This window comes from Methylobacterium aquaticum (genome assembly GCF_016804325.1).
Classification (GTDB): domain Bacteria; phylum Pseudomonadota; class Alphaproteobacteria; order Rhizobiales; family Beijerinckiaceae; genus Methylobacterium; species Methylobacterium aquaticum_C.
Genome location: NZ_CP043627.1, coordinates 6,088,511 through 6,104,392 on the forward strand (window position 1 = coordinate 6,088,511; position 15,882 = coordinate 6,104,392).

At 69.4% G+C, this 15,882-nt stretch carries 13 protein-coding genes and 1 pseudogene; 7 read left to right on the forward strand and 7 right to left on the reverse strand.

The window, feature by feature from the left end; genetic code table 11:
- The first annotated feature begins 87 nt into the window (after positions 1–87).
- A complete protein-coding gene (locus F1D61_RS28030; protein WP_203155321.1) occupies positions 88–750 on the forward strand; it encodes a response regulator in 663 nt (220 codons plus the stop codon).
- The gene (locus tag F1D61_RS28035) at positions 747–2,063 is read left to right on the forward strand and encodes an ATP-binding protein (RefSeq protein ID WP_203155322.1); all 1,317 of its coding nucleotides are present in this window, start codon (positions 747–749) and stop codon (positions 2,061–2,063) included. Before F1D61_RS28030 ends, F1D61_RS28035 begins: the two co-directional genes overlap by 4 nt.
- Positions 2,064–2,069: 6 nt before the next feature.
- Here F1D61_RS28035 and F1D61_RS28040 read toward each other — a convergent pair whose 3' ends face one another.
- From F1D61_RS28040 to F1D61_RS28050, 3 genes and pseudogenes are all read right to left on the reverse strand, one after another.
- Positions 2,070–2,393, reverse strand: coding sequence for an ArsR/SmtB family transcription factor (locus tag F1D61_RS28040; protein WP_203155323.1), 324 nt, complete (start codon positions 2,391–2,393; stop codon positions 2,070–2,072).
- Positions 2,394–2,769: 376 nt separating this feature from the next.
- Entirely contained in the window at positions 2,770–3,780 is a 1,011-nt protein-coding gene (gene cydB / locus F1D61_RS28045) for a cytochrome d ubiquinol oxidase subunit II (RefSeq protein WP_203155324.1), read from the reverse strand.
- Positions 3,781–3,790: 10 nt separating this feature from the next.
- Positions 3,791–5,214, reverse strand: a pseudogene (locus tag F1D61_RS28050) (cytochrome ubiquinol oxidase subunit I).
- Positions 5,215–5,436: 222 nt separating this feature from the next.
- Between F1D61_RS28050 and F1D61_RS28055 the strand changes: the two are divergent.
- Positions 5,437–6,093, forward strand: coding sequence for a peroxiredoxin (locus F1D61_RS28055; protein WP_203155325.1), 657 nt, complete (start codon positions 5,437–5,439; stop codon positions 6,091–6,093).
- Positions 6,093–6,479, forward strand: a complete 387-nt coding sequence (locus F1D61_RS28060; RefSeq protein ID WP_203155326.1) for an ArsR/SmtB family transcription factor — start codon at positions 6,093–6,095, stop codon at positions 6,477–6,479. The genes F1D61_RS28055 and F1D61_RS28060 overlap by 1 nt, the downstream gene beginning before the upstream one ends.
- An 83-nt stretch (positions 6,480–6,562) precedes the next feature.
- On the opposite strand, the gene F1D61_RS28065 is transcribed toward F1D61_RS28060, so the two are convergent.
- Positions 6,563–8,260, reverse strand: coding sequence for a bifunctional protein tyrosine phosphatase family protein/NAD(P)/FAD-dependent oxidoreductase (locus tag F1D61_RS28065; RefSeq protein WP_203155327.1), 1,698 nt, complete (start codon positions 8,258–8,260; stop codon positions 6,563–6,565).
- A 189-nt stretch (positions 8,261–8,449) separates the two neighbouring features.
- Between F1D61_RS28065 and F1D61_RS28070 the strand changes: the two genes are divergently transcribed.
- The 3 genes from F1D61_RS28070 to F1D61_RS28080 are packed head-to-tail and all read left to right on the forward strand — an operon-like array spanning position 8,450 to position 10,448.
- Positions 8,450–9,235: a sulfite exporter TauE/SafE family protein gene (locus F1D61_RS28070; protein ID WP_203155328.1), complete on the forward strand. Its 786-nt coding sequence runs from the start codon at positions 8,450–8,452 to the stop codon at positions 9,233–9,235.
- Complete coding sequence (locus F1D61_RS28075; RefSeq protein ID WP_348649399.1) at positions 9,232–9,519, forward strand: YgaP family membrane protein; 288 nt, start codon at positions 9,232–9,234, stop codon at positions 9,517–9,519. Before F1D61_RS28070 ends, F1D61_RS28075 begins: the two co-directional genes overlap by 4 nt.
- Positions 9,520–9,548: 29 nt before the next feature.
- The gene (locus F1D61_RS28080; protein WP_203155329.1) at positions 9,549–10,448 is read left to right on the forward strand and encodes an MBL fold metallo-hydrolase; all 900 of its coding nucleotides are present in this window, start codon (positions 9,549–9,551) and stop codon (positions 10,446–10,448) included.
- 417 nt (positions 10,449–10,865) lie between these two features.
- Here F1D61_RS28080 and F1D61_RS28085 read toward each other — a convergent pair whose 3' ends face one another.
- The 3 genes from F1D61_RS28085 to F1D61_RS28095 all read right to left on the reverse strand — a co-directional run bounded on the left by F1D61_RS28085 (position 10,866) and on the right by F1D61_RS28095 (position 15,870).
- Complete coding sequence (locus F1D61_RS28085) at positions 10,866–12,770, reverse strand: hypothetical protein (protein ID WP_203155330.1); 1,905 nt, start codon at positions 12,768–12,770, stop codon at positions 10,866–10,868.
- 149 nt (positions 12,771–12,919) lie between these two features.
- Positions 12,920–14,875, reverse strand: coding sequence for a hypothetical protein (locus F1D61_RS28090; RefSeq protein ID WP_203155331.1), 1,956 nt, complete (start codon positions 14,873–14,875; stop codon positions 12,920–12,922).
- Positions 14,872–15,870, reverse strand: coding sequence for a hypothetical protein (locus tag F1D61_RS28095; RefSeq protein WP_203155332.1), 999 nt, complete (start codon positions 15,868–15,870; stop codon positions 14,872–14,874). Before F1D61_RS28095 ends, F1D61_RS28090 begins: the two co-directional genes overlap by 4 nt.
- Between the last annotated feature and the right edge of the window lie 12 nt (positions 15,871–15,882).

A 15,882-nucleotide genomic window follows, 5' to 3' on the forward strand; every position in this document is an offset into this window, starting at 1 on the left:
CGGATCGGCCCGCCGCAGGTCGAAAACGCACCTTAAGCCAGGCTTAAGGTCAGGCCGGAGGATGCGGGGCGGGACGGAGGGACACGCATGCGCATCCTCGTCGTCGAGGACGACACCATTCTGGCGGACGGGCTCCGGGCGGGCCTGAGCCTCGGCGGGGCGACCGTCGATTGCGTCGCGACCTGCGCCGATGCCGAGGCGGCGCTCGCCACGAGCACCTTTTCGGCGGTCGTCCTCGACCTGATGCTGCCCGACGGCTCCGGCCTCGACGTGCTGCGCGGCCTGCGGCGTCGAGCGGACCGGACGCCGGTCGTCCTGCTGACCGCCCGCGACGCGGTCGCCGACCGGATCGCCGGGCTCGATGGCGGCGCCGACGACTATCTCGGCAAGCCCTTCGACCTCGGCGAGCTCTCGGCCCGCATCCGCGCCGTCGTCCGGCGGGCCTCGGGGCGGGCGGCGGGTATCCTGGAGCATGGCGGCATCCGGCTCGATCCCGGCAGCCTTGCCGTCACCGTCCACGGGACGCCCGTCACCATCTCCCGGCGCGAGGTCATGGTGCTGGCGGCCCTGATGGAGCGCCCCGACGTGCTGCGCTCGAAGGCGGAGCTGGAAGAGCGCCTCTACGGCTGGCAGGAGGAGGTCGAGAGCAATGCGGTCGAGGTCCACGTGCACAACCTGCGCGCCAAGATCGGCCGGCACGCCATCGAGACGGTGCGCGGCCTCGGCTATCGCATGAGGGCCCTGGCATGAGGTCGCTTCGCGTCAGGCTGTTCACCATCCTGCTCCTCGCCACCGGCCTGATCTGGCTCAGCGCGGTCGCCTGGATCTATCTCGGCTCGAAGCGCGAGGTGGAGCAGGTCCTCGACAACCGCCTGCAGGAAGCGGCCCGCATGGTCGGCTCCCTGGTCGGCGCGATCGGCGGCACGGGTCCCGGCGGGGCGCCCGGCGCCATCCCGGCGCCGATGTCGTACGAGCGGCAGCTCTCCTGCCAGATCTGGTCCCTCGACGGCCGGATGGTCGCACGGTCGAGCGGAGCCCCCGAGCGGCGCCTGACCGACGCCCCGGCCGGCTTCTCGCAGCGCGAGGTCGACGGCGAGACCTGGCGGGTCTTCACGCTGGAGGATGCCGGCAAGGGCGTGCGCGTGATGGTCGGCGACCGGCTCGGCCTGCGCGAGCGCCTCGTCACCGACCTCATCATGGGCCTCGTCGCTCCCACGCTCCTGGTGGTGCCGCTGCTCGGGATGCTGATCTGGGCGAGCCTCGGGCGGGGCCTGCGCCCGTTGCGGCGGATGGCGCGCGACCTCGCGGGACGTGACGCCGACGACATGAGCGCCATCGACGCCGGACGCGCCCCCGCGGAGGTGCGCCCCCTGGCCGACGCCCTCAACGGGCTCTTCCTCAAGGTCGAAGCGGCCCGCCGGCACGAACGGGAGGTGACGGCGTTCGCCGCGCACGAGCTGCGCACCCCGCTTGCCGGCCTCAAGCTCCAGGCCCAGGTCGCCATGGCCGCCACCGACCCGGAGGTGGCGAAGGCGGCCTTGCGCCAGATCCTGGCCGCCGTCGACCGGACCACGCGCCTCGTCCGCCAGTTGCTCGACGCCGCCCGGCTCGATGCCGCAGGGGACGTGCCGCCCCTGGCGGAGGTCGATGTTGGTGCGCTGGTAGCCGAGACCGTGGACGGTATGCGGACGCCGACCGGGGTGCGAACCCAGATCGATCCGGGGCTTCGCGGCTACAGGCTGCTTGCCGACCCGGAGGGCTTGCGACTCGCCGTCCGGAACCTGCACGAGAACGCCGTGCAGCACATGCAGACCGGCACGGTGGCCTGGAGCGTGCGGCCGGATGGCGGGGGCATCGTCGTTCGCGACGAGGGACCGGGCATTCCCGAGGACGAGTTGCCCCACGTCACGACACGGTTCTTCCGGGGGCGCCACAAGAGCGCGACGGGAAGCGGCCTCGGCCTCGCCATCGCCGAGATGGCGTCCCGCCGGAGCGGCCTGAGCCTTCGGCTGCGCAACCGGACGGATCGGTCCGGCATCGAGGCGGAGATCGCCCGGGGCTGACGCCGATCAATCGAGATCCGGGCAGAAGATGTCCTTGAGGGTCGCCAGCACGCGCGCAGCCCGGGGGTCTTCGAGCCGGTAGTAGATCGACTGGCTCTCGCGCCGGAACGCGACGAGCCCGTCCTCGCGCAGCCTGGCGAGGTGCTGCGACAGGGCCGACTGGCTGAGCTCGACCTCCCCGGCGAGGCTGGTCACGTCCATCTCGCCGCGGGCGACCAGCAGGCACAGGATCAGCAAGCGCTTCTCGTTGGCGAGCAGGCGGAGCAGGCGGGCCGCATCGGCGGCCTTGTCCTGGAACCGTGTCAGGTCGGTCGGCGTCGGGGCGTCCATCGGCTCCTGTCCCGAACTGTTGGATTCCGGTTTTTTAGCTTCCCCTAATATAGCGCCGTGGGACGTATCTGTCTCCCTCCCGACCGCGCCGAGGCCACGAGCGTCGCCGGAGCGCCCCGGCCCCCTGCAGCCGCCCGTTCCGCGATTTGAGGCGACTGGACCGACGGGTGAGGCCGCCGTCAAGTCTCCCGATGTTCGAGACGTCAGACAGAGCGAAGCAGCCAGCGGAGCGGCAAGGCGATCGCCGTCAGGCTCGCGACACTGAGCGACCAGAGCAGGAGAAACCATCCGAGCCGGCGCAGGCCCAGTGCTCCCTGCGGGAGGCGGGCGGCGCGGTCCCGTGCGCCTCCCGTCGTGGTGTCGGGGTCGGCGCGCATCAATGATACCCCGCTCCGGCCGTCACCTTGCCGCGGAACAGCCAGTAGACGTAGGCCGTGTAGGCCAGCACCAGCGGCACCAGCACCGCCGCGCCGTAGAGCAGGAAGGCCTGCGACTTCGGATGGGTCGCCGCCTGCCAGATCGTGATGTCCGGCGGCACGATGTACGGCCACATGCTGATCCCGAGCCCGACATAGGACAGCAGGAAGATCCCGAGCGCGCAGAGGAACGGCATGACCTCCTCTCGCCGCTCCAGGGCCACGGCGAAGCGCCAGGCCAGGAGGCCGACGAGCACCGGCACCGGGGCGCCGACCGCCATGCCCGGCAGGCCGAGCCAGCGCTCGCGGAACGGCGCACTCACCGCGAGCATGGTCGCCGAGACCACCGCGATGGCGACGAGGGTGGCGAGCCCGAGGGGCTGGGCGAGCGCGTAGGCGCGCCGCTGCAGGTCGCCTTCGGTCTTCCAGATGAGCCAGCAGGCGCCGAGAAGGCCGTAGCCGACGACGAGGGCGAACCCGGTCAGGAGCGAGAACGGCGTCAGCCAGTCCCACCAGCCGCCCGCATAGGCGCGGCCCTCGACCCGGATCCCCTGCACGAAGGCGCCGAGCGCGATGCCCTGGCAGAACGCCGCGACGTAGCTGCCCCAGGAGAAGGCCCGGTCCCAGGCGAGCTGCCCGCGCGGCGTGACGACCCGGAACCGCATCTCGAAGGCGACGCCGCGGAACACGAGGGCCAGCAGCATCAGGATCAGCGGCATGTAGAGGGCCGGCAGGATGGTGACGTAGGCGAGCGGGAAGGCCGCGAACAGCCCGCCGCCGCCGAGCACCAGCCAGGTTTCGTTACCGTCCCAGACCGGGGCGACCGAGTTCACCATCACGTCCCGGTCGACCTTGTGGGGCAGCGCCGGGAACAGGATGCCGATGCCGAGGTCGAACCCGTCCATCGCCACGTAGAGGAACACCGCCGTCGCGATCAGGACGGCCCAGATCAGGGTGAGGTCGACGCTCATCGGATCCTCCTCATTCGGCCGGCATCGGACGGGGATCGGCGGCGAGCGCCGGGGCGGGGTGATGCCGGCGGTCCGCACCGGCTGGCCGACCGGCGGTCCCGGCTCGTGCGGGCGCGGCGCCTGGTTGAAGAGGTGCATCAGGTACCAGATGCCGGCCCCGAACACCGCGAAGTAGACGACCGCGAAGGCGGCGAGCGAGGTCGCCACCGCGGGCGCGGCGACCGGAGACAGGCTGTCGGCGGTCCGCAGCAGGCCGTAGACCGTGAAGGGCTGGCGGCCGGCCTCCGTCACCACCCAGCCGGCGGTGACCGCGACGAGCCCCGACGGCCCCATCGCCACCGCGAAGCGGTGCAGCCAGGGCGTCTCGTAGAGCCGGTCCTTCCAGCGCAGGTAGAGCGACCACAGGCCGAGACCGATCATCAGGAGGCCGAGGCCGACCATGACCCGGAAGGCCCAGAACACCAGCGGCAGGTTGGTCGGCCAGGTGTCGCGCGGCAAAGCCTTGAGGCCCGTCACCTCGGCATCGAGGTCGTGGGCGAGGTAGAGGCTGGCGAGACCGGGGATCCCGACCTTCCACTTGGTCGATCCACTCTCGGCATCGGGCCAGCCGAACAGGATCGAGGGGGCCCGGCGCTCGCTCTCGAAATGCCCCTCCATCGCCGCCACCTTGGCCGGCTGATGGTGATAGGTGTTCCCGCCATGCAGGTCGCCGAGGACGAGCTGCACCGGGGCGACGAAAGCCGCCATCCACATCGCCATCGAGAACATCAGCCGGGCGCGGGGATTGAAGCGGTCGCGCAGCAGGTGCCAGGCGCCGACCGCGCCGACGATCATCGCGGTCGTTAGGTAGGCGGCGGTGACGGTGTGGGCGAAGCGGTAGGGAAAGGACGGGTTGAAGATCACCGCCCACCAGCTCTCGGGCACGAAGCGGCCATCGGCGTCGAGGACGTGGCCGGCCGGGGTCTGCATCCAGGAATTGGCGGACAGGATCCAGAAGGCCGAGAGCAGCGTGCCGCCGGCCACGAGCGCGGTGGCGAGGAAGTGCAGGCGCCGCCCCACCCGCTCGAGCCCGAACAGCATCACCCCGAGGAAGCCGGCTTCGAGGAAGAAGGCGGTGAGCACCTCGTAGCCGAGGAGCGGGCCCAGCACCGGCGCGGTCTTGTCCGAGAAGACCGACCAGTTGGTGCCGAACTGGTAGCTCATCACCAGCCCCGAGACGACGCCCATGGCGAAGGCGACGGCGAAGATCTTGAGCCAGTAGCGGTAGGTATCGAGGTAGACGTCCCGGCCGGTGGCGAGCCAGAACGCCTCCAGCACGGCGAGGTAGCTCGCCAGCCCGATGGTGAAGGCCGGGAACAGGAAGTGCCAGACGACCGTGAAGGCGAACTGGCTGCGGGCGAGGTCGAGCGCGCTCGGGAGATGGTCGGCCAGCATGGGATCGCTCCGAGGGGACAAGCCGGGAGAAGGGGCCGGATCCGAAGGTGGACCAGCCCTTTGCGAGGCGACGCGACCTTCCTCGACCCTCGTCGTCGCCCTGTCAATCCACGTTTCGCCACGTAACCTGTTACAAAATATGAAACAACATATTGACGTTGCGATCCCCCAGCGGCAGTTGGTCCTCCAGCGCCCTCGCCATGCCAGCCGGAGCCTCGCTTCATGACGACTGAAAACGACACCCCTCCCCTTCCGCCGCCATCCTGTCCGCCGATCATCGGGGACGTCGCGCCGAATTTCCGGGCCCGCACCACCCTGGGTCCTCGCACCCTCGCGTCCTACCGGGGGCGCTGGCTGGTATTCTTCTCGCACCCGGCCGATTTCACCCCGGTCTGCACCAGCGAGTTCGTCGCCTTCGCCGAGGCCCATGCGGCGTTCCAGGCACTCGATTGCGATCTCCTGGCCCTCTCCGTCGACAGCCTGTCCTCGCATCTCGCCTGGGTCCACAGCATCGCGCAGCGCTTCGGCGTCGCGATCCCGTTTCCCATCGTCGAGGACCCGACGATGGGCATCGCCCGAGCCTACGGGATGCTGCCTTCGGGTGCGACCTCCAGCGCCACGGTGCGGACGACCTTCGTCATCGACCCGGACGGCATCGTGCGCGCCCTCGTCGCCTATCCGCTCAGCGTCGGGCGCAGCGTGGCCGAACTCCTGCGGCTGGTGAAGGCGCTCCAGACCTGCGATGCGGCGGAGGTCTCGACGCCGGAGGGGTGGCAGCCCGGCGAGCCGGTCCTGGCCAATCCGCCGGTCACCGCCGACGGCCTCGCGGAGGCCGGCGCGAACGGAACCGATTGGTACTATCGACTGGGCAGCGCCTGATGGGCCCCGGCGCCAACGAGGCGAATGCCGCCCGGATCGCGGAGCTGCTCAAGGTGGCGGCCAATCCCAACCGGCTGCGCATCCTCTACCTGCTGGCCGACGGCGAATGCGCGGTCTCGGAGATCGAGCAGCGGCTCGGCATCCGCCAGCCGACCCTGTCGCAGCAGCTCGGCGAGTTGCGCAACGCCGAGGTCGTGGCCACCCGGCGCGAGCACAAGGTCGTCTTCTACAGCCTGAGCGATCCGCGGATGCGCGCCCTGCTGGAGGCGCTCGACGACATCCTGATCGCCGAGCGCCCATGGCGGGCCCCGTCCCGCTCCCCGGACGCGCGGCTGCGCGCCCTCGGGCAGGCCGCCCAGTTCGCGAAGGTCGGCGACGAGCCCTGAGCGCCGGCCCCGCGCCGGAGGCCGCAACCGCCCCGGCGACCGGGCCAGGGCCTGCGAGAGGCGGCCCCGGCTTTCCGGGGGGCTCAGGCCGCCCGCCTGCCGGCGCCCAGCGGCCCGGGACGAGGCGTTGCCATCCACTCGCGGCCCTTCAGCATCGCCTTCCAGTAGATCGGCGGCAGCATCCGCTCCTTGAGAAGCCAGGCCATGTGGCTGGGCTTCGTCCCGTCGATGAGCCAAGCCGGAAAGCTCGGCAGCAGCTTGCCACCATAGCCGAACTCGGCGAGCAGGATCTTGCCGCGCTCGACCGTCAACGGGCACGAGCCGTAGCCGTCATAGGCGACCTCGTCTCCGCGCAGGTATCCCATGTCGAGGAGCAGGTTGTGGGCCACCACGGGAGCCTGCTTGCGGGCCGCCGCGGCGGTCTTGGCGTTCGGGGCATTGGTGACGTCGCCGAGTGCGTAGATCCCGGGATGGCGCGCGTGGCGCAGGCTCGCCGGATCGACCTCGACCCACCCGCCGGCATCGACGAGGGGCGAGGTTCTCACGAAGTCCGGTGCCCGCTGCGGGGGGACGACGTGGATCATGTCGAAACCGGTCTCGACCGTCTCGGTCCCGCCATCGCCGGTCGTGCGGGTGAACCAGGCGCGACGGCCGGGGCCGTCGATCCGCGTCAGCCTGTGCTGGAAGTGGAGCTGCGCATCGTAGCGCCTGACATACTCCATCAACGGCGCGACGTAGTCCTTGACGCCGAACAGGACCGCGCCCGCATTGTAGAACGCGATGTCGATGTCTTTCAGTCGTCCCCGGCGCAGCCAGTGATCGGCGGACAGATACATCGCCTTCTGCGGCGCGCCCGCGCACTTGATCGGCATCGGCGGCTGCGTGAACACGGCGCGGCCGGCGCGCAGGTTCTGCACCAGATCCCAGGTATAGGAAGCAAGATCGTAGCGGTAGTTCGAGGTCACGCCGTTCCGCCCGAGCGTCTCGGGGAGGCCCTCGATGCCCGACCAGTCGAGACTGAGGCCCGGCGCCACGACGAGGCGGTCGTAGCGGACCACCCGGCAGCCCTCCAGGACGACTGCCTTGCGCTCCGGCTCGAAAGCCGCCACGGCCGCCTTGATCCAGCGCACGCCCGCCGGGATCAGCGAGGCCATGGTCCTGGCCGTCTCGGCCGGCGAGAAGATGCCGCCGCCGACCATGGTCCAGCCCGGCTGATAGTAATGCATGTCGGCGGGGTCGATCAGCGCGATGTCGAGATCGGGCCTGCGCGCCTTGAGGCTCGCCGCCACCGCGATGCCGCCGGCCCCGCCACCGACGACGACGACGCTGTGGAAGAGGTCGGCGGCATCCCCGGGGGCCCGGCCGCCCGCGGCGACCCGCCGGACCGCTCCGGTCATGTCGTAGCCCGCCGCCTCGGCCGCCGAGAGGATGTCCGGCAGCGGCCGTCCGCGGGCCGCTTCGCTGAGCGACCACAGCGTCGTCGAGCGGGTGCCTGTCCGGCAATAGGCGAGAACGGGCCCGGGCAGGCCGGCCAGCAGCGCGCCGAAGGCCGCCGCATCGCCGTCCGAGACCCGGCCCGACACGACGGGCAGGTAGTGGGCCTCGATCCCGGCCGCGCGCGCCGCCGCGCCGATCTCGGGAAAACCAGGCTGATCCGTTCCCTCCCCGTCGGGCCGGTTGCAGATGACCGACCGGAACCCGGCCCGTGCCAGGGCCGCCAGGTCGGCGGGCCGGATCTGGCCGGCGACCGACAGGTCGGGGGCGAGACGCTTGACGTCCATCACCGCGCTCCTTGATTTATAAATATATATTTTGACAGGACATCATCATCAAAACGCATATTGACATCGCGGTCAAGCGGCGCGATGTATCTGCCATCGAGCCGGTTCGGTATCATTATATATAGTTTGCAATCGATATCCCGGATGCACGGCCATGCCTGCGTCGGGCTTCGCGGAGGAGAGACGTCCATGAGCGCATTGCCTGCCCTCCTGTCCGGCTCAGGGGTCGGCTTCACCCTCGGCCTGATCGGCGGGGGCGGCTCGATCCTCGCGACGCCCCTCCTGCTCTACGCCGTCGGCGTCGCGCAGCCGCATCTCGCCATCGGCACCGGGGCGCTGGCGGTGGCCGCCAACGCCTTCCTGACGCTCGCGGGCCATGCCAGGGCCGGCAACGTGCGGTGGCGCTGCGCCCTGGTCTTCGCCCTTATCGGCATCCTCGGCGCCTTCGTCGGCTCCTCCCTCGGCAAGGCAGTGGACGGGCAGCGCCTGCTGTTCCTGTTCGCGCTCCTGATGGTCGTCGTCGGCCTTCACATGCTGCGCGGCCGGCGCGGGACGGGCGGCACCGCCGAGCCGGTTGGATGCGGGCCGGTGCCGAGCCGCACAGTGGTCGGTGTCGCCTTCGGGGTCGGGATGCTGTCGGGCTTCTTCGGCATCGGCGGCGGCTTCCTGATCGTTCCGGGCCTGGTTTTCGCCACCGGCATGCCGCTCATCACCGCGGTCGGCACCTCGCTCTTCGCCGTGGGCGCGTTCGGCCTCGCCACGGCGCTCAACTACGCCCTGTCGGGCATGGTCGACTGGGTCGTCGCCGGGCAGTTCATCGCCGGTGGGCTGGTCGGGGGCTTCCTCGGAATGCGGCTCGCCAACCGGCTCGCCGGCTTCAAGGGCGCCCTCAACACGGTGTTCGCCACCGTCATCTTCGCGGTCGCCGGATACATGCTCTACCGCAACGCCGGCGCCTTCGCGGCGACGCCGTGACCGGGAACGCGGCCAGGCAGTCGGTGCCGCGCCTGGTCGCGCTCCTCCCCAGCACCGTTCGGGAGACCATGATGAACGTCAATATCGGAACCCTGGACCGCATCCTCCGCCTCGTCGCCGGCCTCCTGCTCGCTGGGATCGGCGCAGCCATGGCCTCCGGCGGATGGGCGATCGCCGCCTTGGCCGTCGGCGCCGTGATGATCCTGACCGCTGTCGTCGGGTTCTGTCCCGCCTATACGCTGCTCGGTATCGACACGCGCAGCCGCCGCCCTCGCGCCTCCTGATCAACGCCTCTCGCATTCGGAGACATGCCATGTCCGCCTCGACCCAGTCCGAGCCGATCATCCGCGCCTTCTTCGACGAGCCCACCAACACGGTGAGCTACATCGTCGCCGACCCCGAGACCCGGCAGGCCGCCTTCATCGATCCCGTGCTCGACTACGACCACAACAGCGGCAGCGTTGATACCCGCTCGGTCGAGGCGATGCTGAAGGCCGCCGACGAGGCCGGCTACACCGTGGTCTGGACGCTCGAGACCCACGCCCATGCCGATCACCTCTCGGGTTCCCCCTACGTGAAGGCGAAGACGGGTGCTAAGATCGGCATCGGTGAGCATATCCGTGAGGTCCAGAAGTTATTCCGGCCGGTCTTCAACGCCGTCGACCTCAAGACCGACGGCAGCGACTTCGACCACCTCTTCGTCAATGGCGAGACTTTCGCTATCGGCAACCTCGCCGTCGAGGTGATGTACACGCCGGGCCATACTCCGGCCGACATCTGCTACCGGATCGACCACCACGTCTTCGTCGGCGACACCCTGTTCATGCCCGATTTCGGCACCGCCCGGGCGGACTTTCCCGGTGGCGACGTGCATGCGCTCTACCGTTCGATCCGTCGCCTGCTGTCGCTGCCGCCCGAGACGATCCTTCATATGTGCCACGACTACAAGGCGCCCGGGCGGGACGCCTATGCCTGGGAGACGACGGTGGCCGCGCAACGGGCCGGCAATGTCCATGTCAAAGAGGGTGTGAGCGAGGAGGCGTTCACGGCGATGCGCACAGCACGCGATGCCACCCTGGCCGCGCCCCGGCTGCTGCTCCCCTCGATCCAGGTCAACATCCGGGCCGGCAAGTTCCCGCCCGCCGAGGCCAACGGCGTGCGCTACCTCACCATCCCCGTTACCCTGAAGGGTGGGGCCGATGCCGGTCTTTGAAAAGTAGATTTTCGTATCTGAGACCTTGTTTCAGAGTGGGTGTTCAAGCTTAGGCTTTGGATGAGCGACAGGCGTCGCGAGCGTTAGGGAAGTTATCGGCGGTCACCCGAGAGGCCCGACGTGGACGCCCGCCGCTCGCGCTGACCTCGCGTGCGGGAGCCGCCTACACAACCTGCCTGAGCGACGCTGAAAGGGCCGTATTCGCGCAGCCGCTGCCTGCCCCGTCCCGAACCGGCCGCCCCTGGGTGTGGATCAACGTCGAAGTGGGGCCCCGAACCGGATCAGGAACAAACCGTTGATGCTACATTGGAAATCTCCCTGAGGCGGGGTTCCGATCAGCGTCGACAGGGATCCCGCTGAGAGCAATTTTCTTGTTTATAGTCAATGGTTTAAAGCAGAATCTTGGAGGGTTTCCGCTTAGGTTCTGAGATACGCCCCTAGCCCTTGCAGCGCCGCAGACGATGATCCGGCCTTCCTCAGACGATGGGATTTCATCCCCATCGTCATCGACGCCTTTCGCCGCCCGGGGATCGCTCGCTTGGCCGCAACGGTTCGTACGCTCGGGGCGATACGACGAGCCGGGACACGGATGATCAACAGGCCCCGTTGCGTGCCGTCGCCGAAGAGGTTACCCGTGACCGGGCGATAGAGCTTCGCCAGGTGATCCGCGCGCCCCTCCCGCGTCGTCAGGTCCAAGACCAGGAGGATGGCGATAGGAACGTTCGTCGTTCCGTACATGCTCGCCTGGTCGCCGTAAGCCGCTTGCAATGCCTCGAACGACGCATCCTCAGTCTCCTTCTTGACCTCCGTGATGAAGCGGACGCCACGCAGCCTGTGCCAGATGTCGGATCGGCCGCCGCCCACGCCCCTGACCTCGTCGAGCGACCCCAGCTTCTTCGTCTGCAGGTGCCGCAGGTAGTCCTGTTGCAGGTCCTTCTCAGCCGGATCGTCCCGCCCCGGGATGGCGAAGAGGTACTCGACCGTCGGATCCTGCCCGACGGTGGCATCGAGCCGGCTCTCCAGGAACAGGAAAGTCTGCCAGATGACCGCCCTCATGATGCGCTTGGCCCGTCGATCTTCCGCGTAGTCCGCTATCTGCTCGAAGGTGAGCTCCGTCCGGGCGAGGGCCTCCTCGATCTGCGGGGACATCTCGTTCAGCTCGACGCTGTTGGTATCGCTCACGAACTGCGCGGCGATGCGCCTGCTGACCTCATGCGGGATCCGCGCGCCCTCCAGTATCGCGGCAACCGAGGGGCTCGCGGCTGCCGCGTCACGAGGGTCCGGCGCCGGGACCCCGGTCAGGGCCTCGTCGATCCGCGCGATCAATCCCCGCGCCTCATCCCCGAGCCGGGCCTCGCCGGCACCGGCAAGCCACCGCCGGAGATGGTGCAGTTGCCCTGCTGTGGTGCGGACGGAGCGTTCGATCCGGGGCCGCACCAGCCATTCGAGCCCCCCGTCCGCGCCCATCCTGAAGATGGAGCGGCTCGCCGAGTAGACCGCCAAAAGCTCCTCTTCGACGACCCTACGGGCCTCGTTCCAGGAGGGCTCCTCCAGGCTGTCCGTAAGTGCCCCGAGACGAAGCGCCATGAAGGCCCAAGCTGCGACCGCCGTCTTCCGGGCTCCCGACAGGAAGCCGTCTTCGTAGGCCGCGTACTCCGCATGGGCGAACGCCTCCAACTCGACCTCGCGCAGGCGCTCCCTCAGGCCGGCCGGATGCCCTTCCTCGAAGTCGGCGAGGAGGCCGAGAGACAGCGAGAGCACGTGGGCGTCGGATCGGGCCCCCCTCTCGGAGATCGCACGCTCGAACCGGACGCGGGCGATCCGGATCCGCTCCCTCGCCGATACCGGGTCGGCGGCCGCGAAGATCTCCCGCACATCGATCATGCCGAGCTCGAACGAGGCCTCGTCGGCGGCGCCGTCCACTCTCGCCGCGTCTTCAAGGAAGGCGGTCACGCCGGGACTGGGGGCCTCGGCATGCAACAGGCCGCCGATCCGCGCCGCGTGGGCGATGTAAGAGGCCTCATCATCAGGCTCGATCGCCGCGATCTCGCCGGCCAACCTCGCCCCCCTACGGGGATCCGTCCCCTTCATTAGGAGCGCTCCGCGCAGGGCGGCCGTTCGAAGGCTCGGCGGGCGCTCGCGGTCACGGGCGATGGCGAGCCACGACGCGAAGCAGGTGCGCTCCGCGTCGTCCGCGAGCGGGGCACGCTCCGCAATCGCGTCGACCATGCCGTTCAGGGCCAAGTCGTCGCGCGGGTGGGCCGCCAGGGCGGACACGAACGTCCGGGCCGCGGCATCCTCGCGGTCGGCGCCATCGAGCACGACGGCAAGGAAGTCGGGAGCGAAGGGCGATCAGCAAAGCGCCGCGGCCTCGGCGACGACCCCGTCTAGGCCCCCGAAATCGGCGAGCCGCGGCCGACGACCGGCCGAGAGGAGGTCGGCCATGCCTCGTTCCAGGGCATGCATGGCCGCTACCAGAGATAATCGTCGCCGACCGCGCGCTTCCGATGCTTCTCCGGGATGTGCTCCCGGATGGTTGGGCTCTCGACCGCGGCGACGAATACCTGGAGGTGCCGGAACTCCGCCGGGAGGCCGGCGAGGCCGGCGACCAGCTTGTCGTAGTCCTGAGCTACCATCTCGTTCGCCCCGGGGGAGTCGATCAGCAGGAGGCCGGGATGGCGCCCGACCCCACGACGCTCCGCCACGGTGATGATCGCAAGCGTGGCCGCAATCTTCAATCGTGCCCTCTCGCCGGCCGTCTGGCTGCCGAAGGACGTACGCACCCCGGCCTTGACGAGCCGGAGGGTGGTGTTCCCGGACAGCTTCGTCTCCTCCAGGTTCTCGACGCCGAACAGCACGGCGTATTTGAGGATCAGGTCGGAGACCTCCTTCAGCACGCTCTCCTGAAGAGGCTTGAAGGCGTCCTCGACGACGACCAGCGCGGCCTCGATGACCGAGCCGTCGTCGTCTTGCCCGGAGGAGACCTCGCCCTCCGCGTCCAGCTCCTCCAGGCGCGCCTTGTTCCCGATGAGCTCCGCCTCCAGCTCGGTGCGGCGCGAGGGTGCGGCAAGCCGAGCCTCGATCCCGGCGCAAACCTTCTCGGCGTCCTTGCTCGCCGTATCGGCGCTCCCCAACGCCTCCCCCGCCAACCGCAGCCGCCTGCGCTGGTAGTACAGTTCGCCCGCGGCGAGATCGGCGGCGGCCCGCAACCTTTCCTCGGCCTCGGACGGATCCTGTTCCGGCGCCTCCGCGGTGCGGCACACCACGCAGGCGTGTTCGTTCCGCGTGGCCGCGCGCCGGTCCTCGGCGAATACCTCGTCGCAGCGCGGACAACACACCGGTTCGAGCGCACGGAAGACCATGCCGGCGGCGCGGTCATCGGTGAAGTCCTGCAGGAGGCGTCCCGCATGCGCCGCCGCCTCGGACGCCGCCGCGACATCGGCCTCAACCGCGGCGAGCTTCGCCTCCGCCGCACGCCGGCGCGCCTCAAGCTTGGCATACACCTGGTTGGCCACGGCAAGCGCAGCCCTGTCGGCGGCCGGCGTGTGAAGCGTTCGAAGCTCCGCCTCGGCAGCCGCGACGGCTTTCCCCAGGGCCTCGATCCGGTTCTTGCGCCGGTCCGCGAGGCCCTTGGCGACGGCGCGGCTCTGCGTCGCCTGGTTCCTCAACCGGCCCTTGGCGGCGACGAGGTCGGCATTCGTGCTCGTCCAGGGGATACCCAAGAACATCTGCATCATCCGCGTCGGCAGGGCCGACATCGCGACGGTGCCAAAGAGATATTCCGGATTGGGCTCGATCGACATCGCCCCGGCGAAGAACGCCCAGTCGTGGGGCTGGTCCAGGCTCTCGCCGGTCGGCCGGACCGTGTGCGTGACGAGCGGCGAAAGCCCGAGCTGCATCATGAACAGGTCCGACATCGCGGCCTTGAAGCCGTCCTCGGAACCGAAGGTCGCCTGAACCCGGCGGGCATCGTCGACGCCTCGCCACAGGGTGCCCCTCACCGCGACGGCATTCGCGATCTCGACCTCGTACAGCTCGTTGTCGAGCGTGAAGGTCAGCCGCACCGCCGCGAACCACTCGGCCATCTCGGCCGGGATCCCGCTCCGCTTGCCGGTCAGGCACCAGCGGATGATCCCGAGCACCGTGGACTTGCCGCGAAGGTTGCGCCCGCTGGTGATGCCCCAGATCCCGGGGCCGATCTCGGGCCAGTCGAACGCGATCGTGCCCGCGGCCTTCCCTCCCTTCTTCTCCCCGGAGAACGATAGCGAGCGCAGGCAGAGGCGCTTGGGAACGGCGAGGCTTCGCGTGATGCCTATGCCGTGACGTGTCAGCACCGAGCGCGTGTCCTCGACGGAGCGGCCGCATTTCTCTGCAATGGCGGCCAGCAAGGCGTCCGGGCCGTCCTGCGCGCCGTCACCCGACATCATGCCTTCTCCAGGATCGTTTCGAGGCGACGGCGGACCCGTCCGGCGGTCGTCGGGATGAGATCGTCGACCTTCGTGTCATGGTACTCCCGCCGCTCATGCTGGCGGGTCTTGAGCGTGAAGCCGCCCCGGCTTCCCGCCACCTTCAGCACCAGCGCGACGCGGTCCTCGTACCAGCCGAGGGGAGACAACTCGGCGACCATGCGGTCCAAGAGCTCCACTGCTCTCGGCGAGACCAGGAACTCGTGGCCCTTGCGGCCCATGGCAGTGACGCGAGACCGCGGCAGGACCAGACCCCGCGACTTGAGGATACCCAGCACCGTGTCCAGGGGCTCGTAGGCGCCGAAGTAGAACCGCAGCATCGGCACCCGGCGCAGGTCCGGCTCTTCCTGGTCGAAGATCCGACGTGCCTCGTCGAGGTAGGACGGATCGCTCGTCGCCTCGAACAGGGTCAGGAGCTCGTCGGCGAGGTAGTCCGGGTAGCGCATCCAGAAGTCGAGGGCATGGACCCGGCTCTCGCCGGTGAACACGCGGTCGAACCCCTCCACCCCGGCATCGGGGACCGGCCGGCTGCCGCGCGCCAGGATGAACAGGATGCGCAGCGCGTTCCGATGGTAGTCCGCCTTTGCCATGGATCCGCTGCTGGCAAGCCCTTCGCCTTTTCTAAAGCTTAGATTGCGCCTGCCGTACGCGCCACCCATGGCGTACTTCATCACGATGGACTGGCTCGGCAGGGCGTTGACGCTGGCCTCGACTTCGTCGCCTCCCCAATCAAGCGTGCGGGTATAGGAGAACGCCCGCATCATCCAGGGCATGGGGTTCGAGAACGTTGCCGGGATCGCGTCCGTCGCGCCCTCGGCGGCGATCCGGGTGGCCTCCGACACCGCCGACGCACAAGCCTGCCGATAGCGCTTGAGGGAGAGCTCGGCCAGGAAAGCCTCCTGGACGGCGCCGATGACGTCGCAGATGTCCGAGCCGATGTTGACGGGGAGAGCCATGGACAGGACCGT

Excerpts from the sequence above, each read along its gene's own strand:
- F1D61_RS28030 (WP_203155321.1), top strand. The coding sequence starts at position 88 with ATGCGCATCCTCGTCGTCGAGGACGACACCATTCTGGCGGACGGGCTC.
- F1D61_RS28035 (WP_203155322.1), top strand. The coding sequence starts at position 747 with ATGAGGTCGCTTCGCGTCAGGCTGTTCACCATCCTGCTCCTCGCCACC.
- F1D61_RS28040 (WP_203155323.1), bottom strand. The coding sequence starts at position 2,393 with ATGGACGCCCCGACGCCGACCGACCTGACACGGTTCCAGGACAAGGCC.
- cydB (WP_203155324.1), bottom strand. The coding sequence starts at position 3,780 with ATGAGCGTCGACCTCACCCTGATCTGGGCCGTCCTGATCGCGACGGCG.
- F1D61_RS28055 (WP_203155325.1), top strand. The coding sequence starts at position 5,437 with ATGACGACTGAAAACGACACCCCTCCCCTTCCGCCGCCATCCTGTCCG.
- F1D61_RS28060 (WP_203155326.1), top strand. The coding sequence starts at position 6,093 with ATGGGCCCCGGCGCCAACGAGGCGAATGCCGCCCGGATCGCGGAGCTG.
- F1D61_RS28065 (WP_203155327.1), bottom strand. The coding sequence starts at position 8,260 with ATGGACGTCAAGCGTCTCGCCCCCGACCTGTCGGTCGCCGGCCAGATC.
- F1D61_RS28070 (WP_203155328.1), top strand. The coding sequence starts at position 8,450 with ATGAGCGCATTGCCTGCCCTCCTGTCCGGCTCAGGGGTCGGCTTCACC.
- F1D61_RS28080 (WP_203155329.1), top strand. The coding sequence starts at position 9,549 with ATGTCCGCCTCGACCCAGTCCGAGCCGATCATCCGCGCCTTCTTCGAC.
- F1D61_RS28090 (WP_203155331.1), bottom strand. The coding sequence starts at position 14,875 with ATGATGTCGGGTGACGGCGCGCAGGACGGCCCGGACGCCTTGCTGGCC.
- F1D61_RS28095 (WP_203155332.1), bottom strand. The coding sequence starts at position 15,870 with ATGGCTCTCCCCGTCAACATCGGCTCGGACATCTGCGACGTCATCGGC.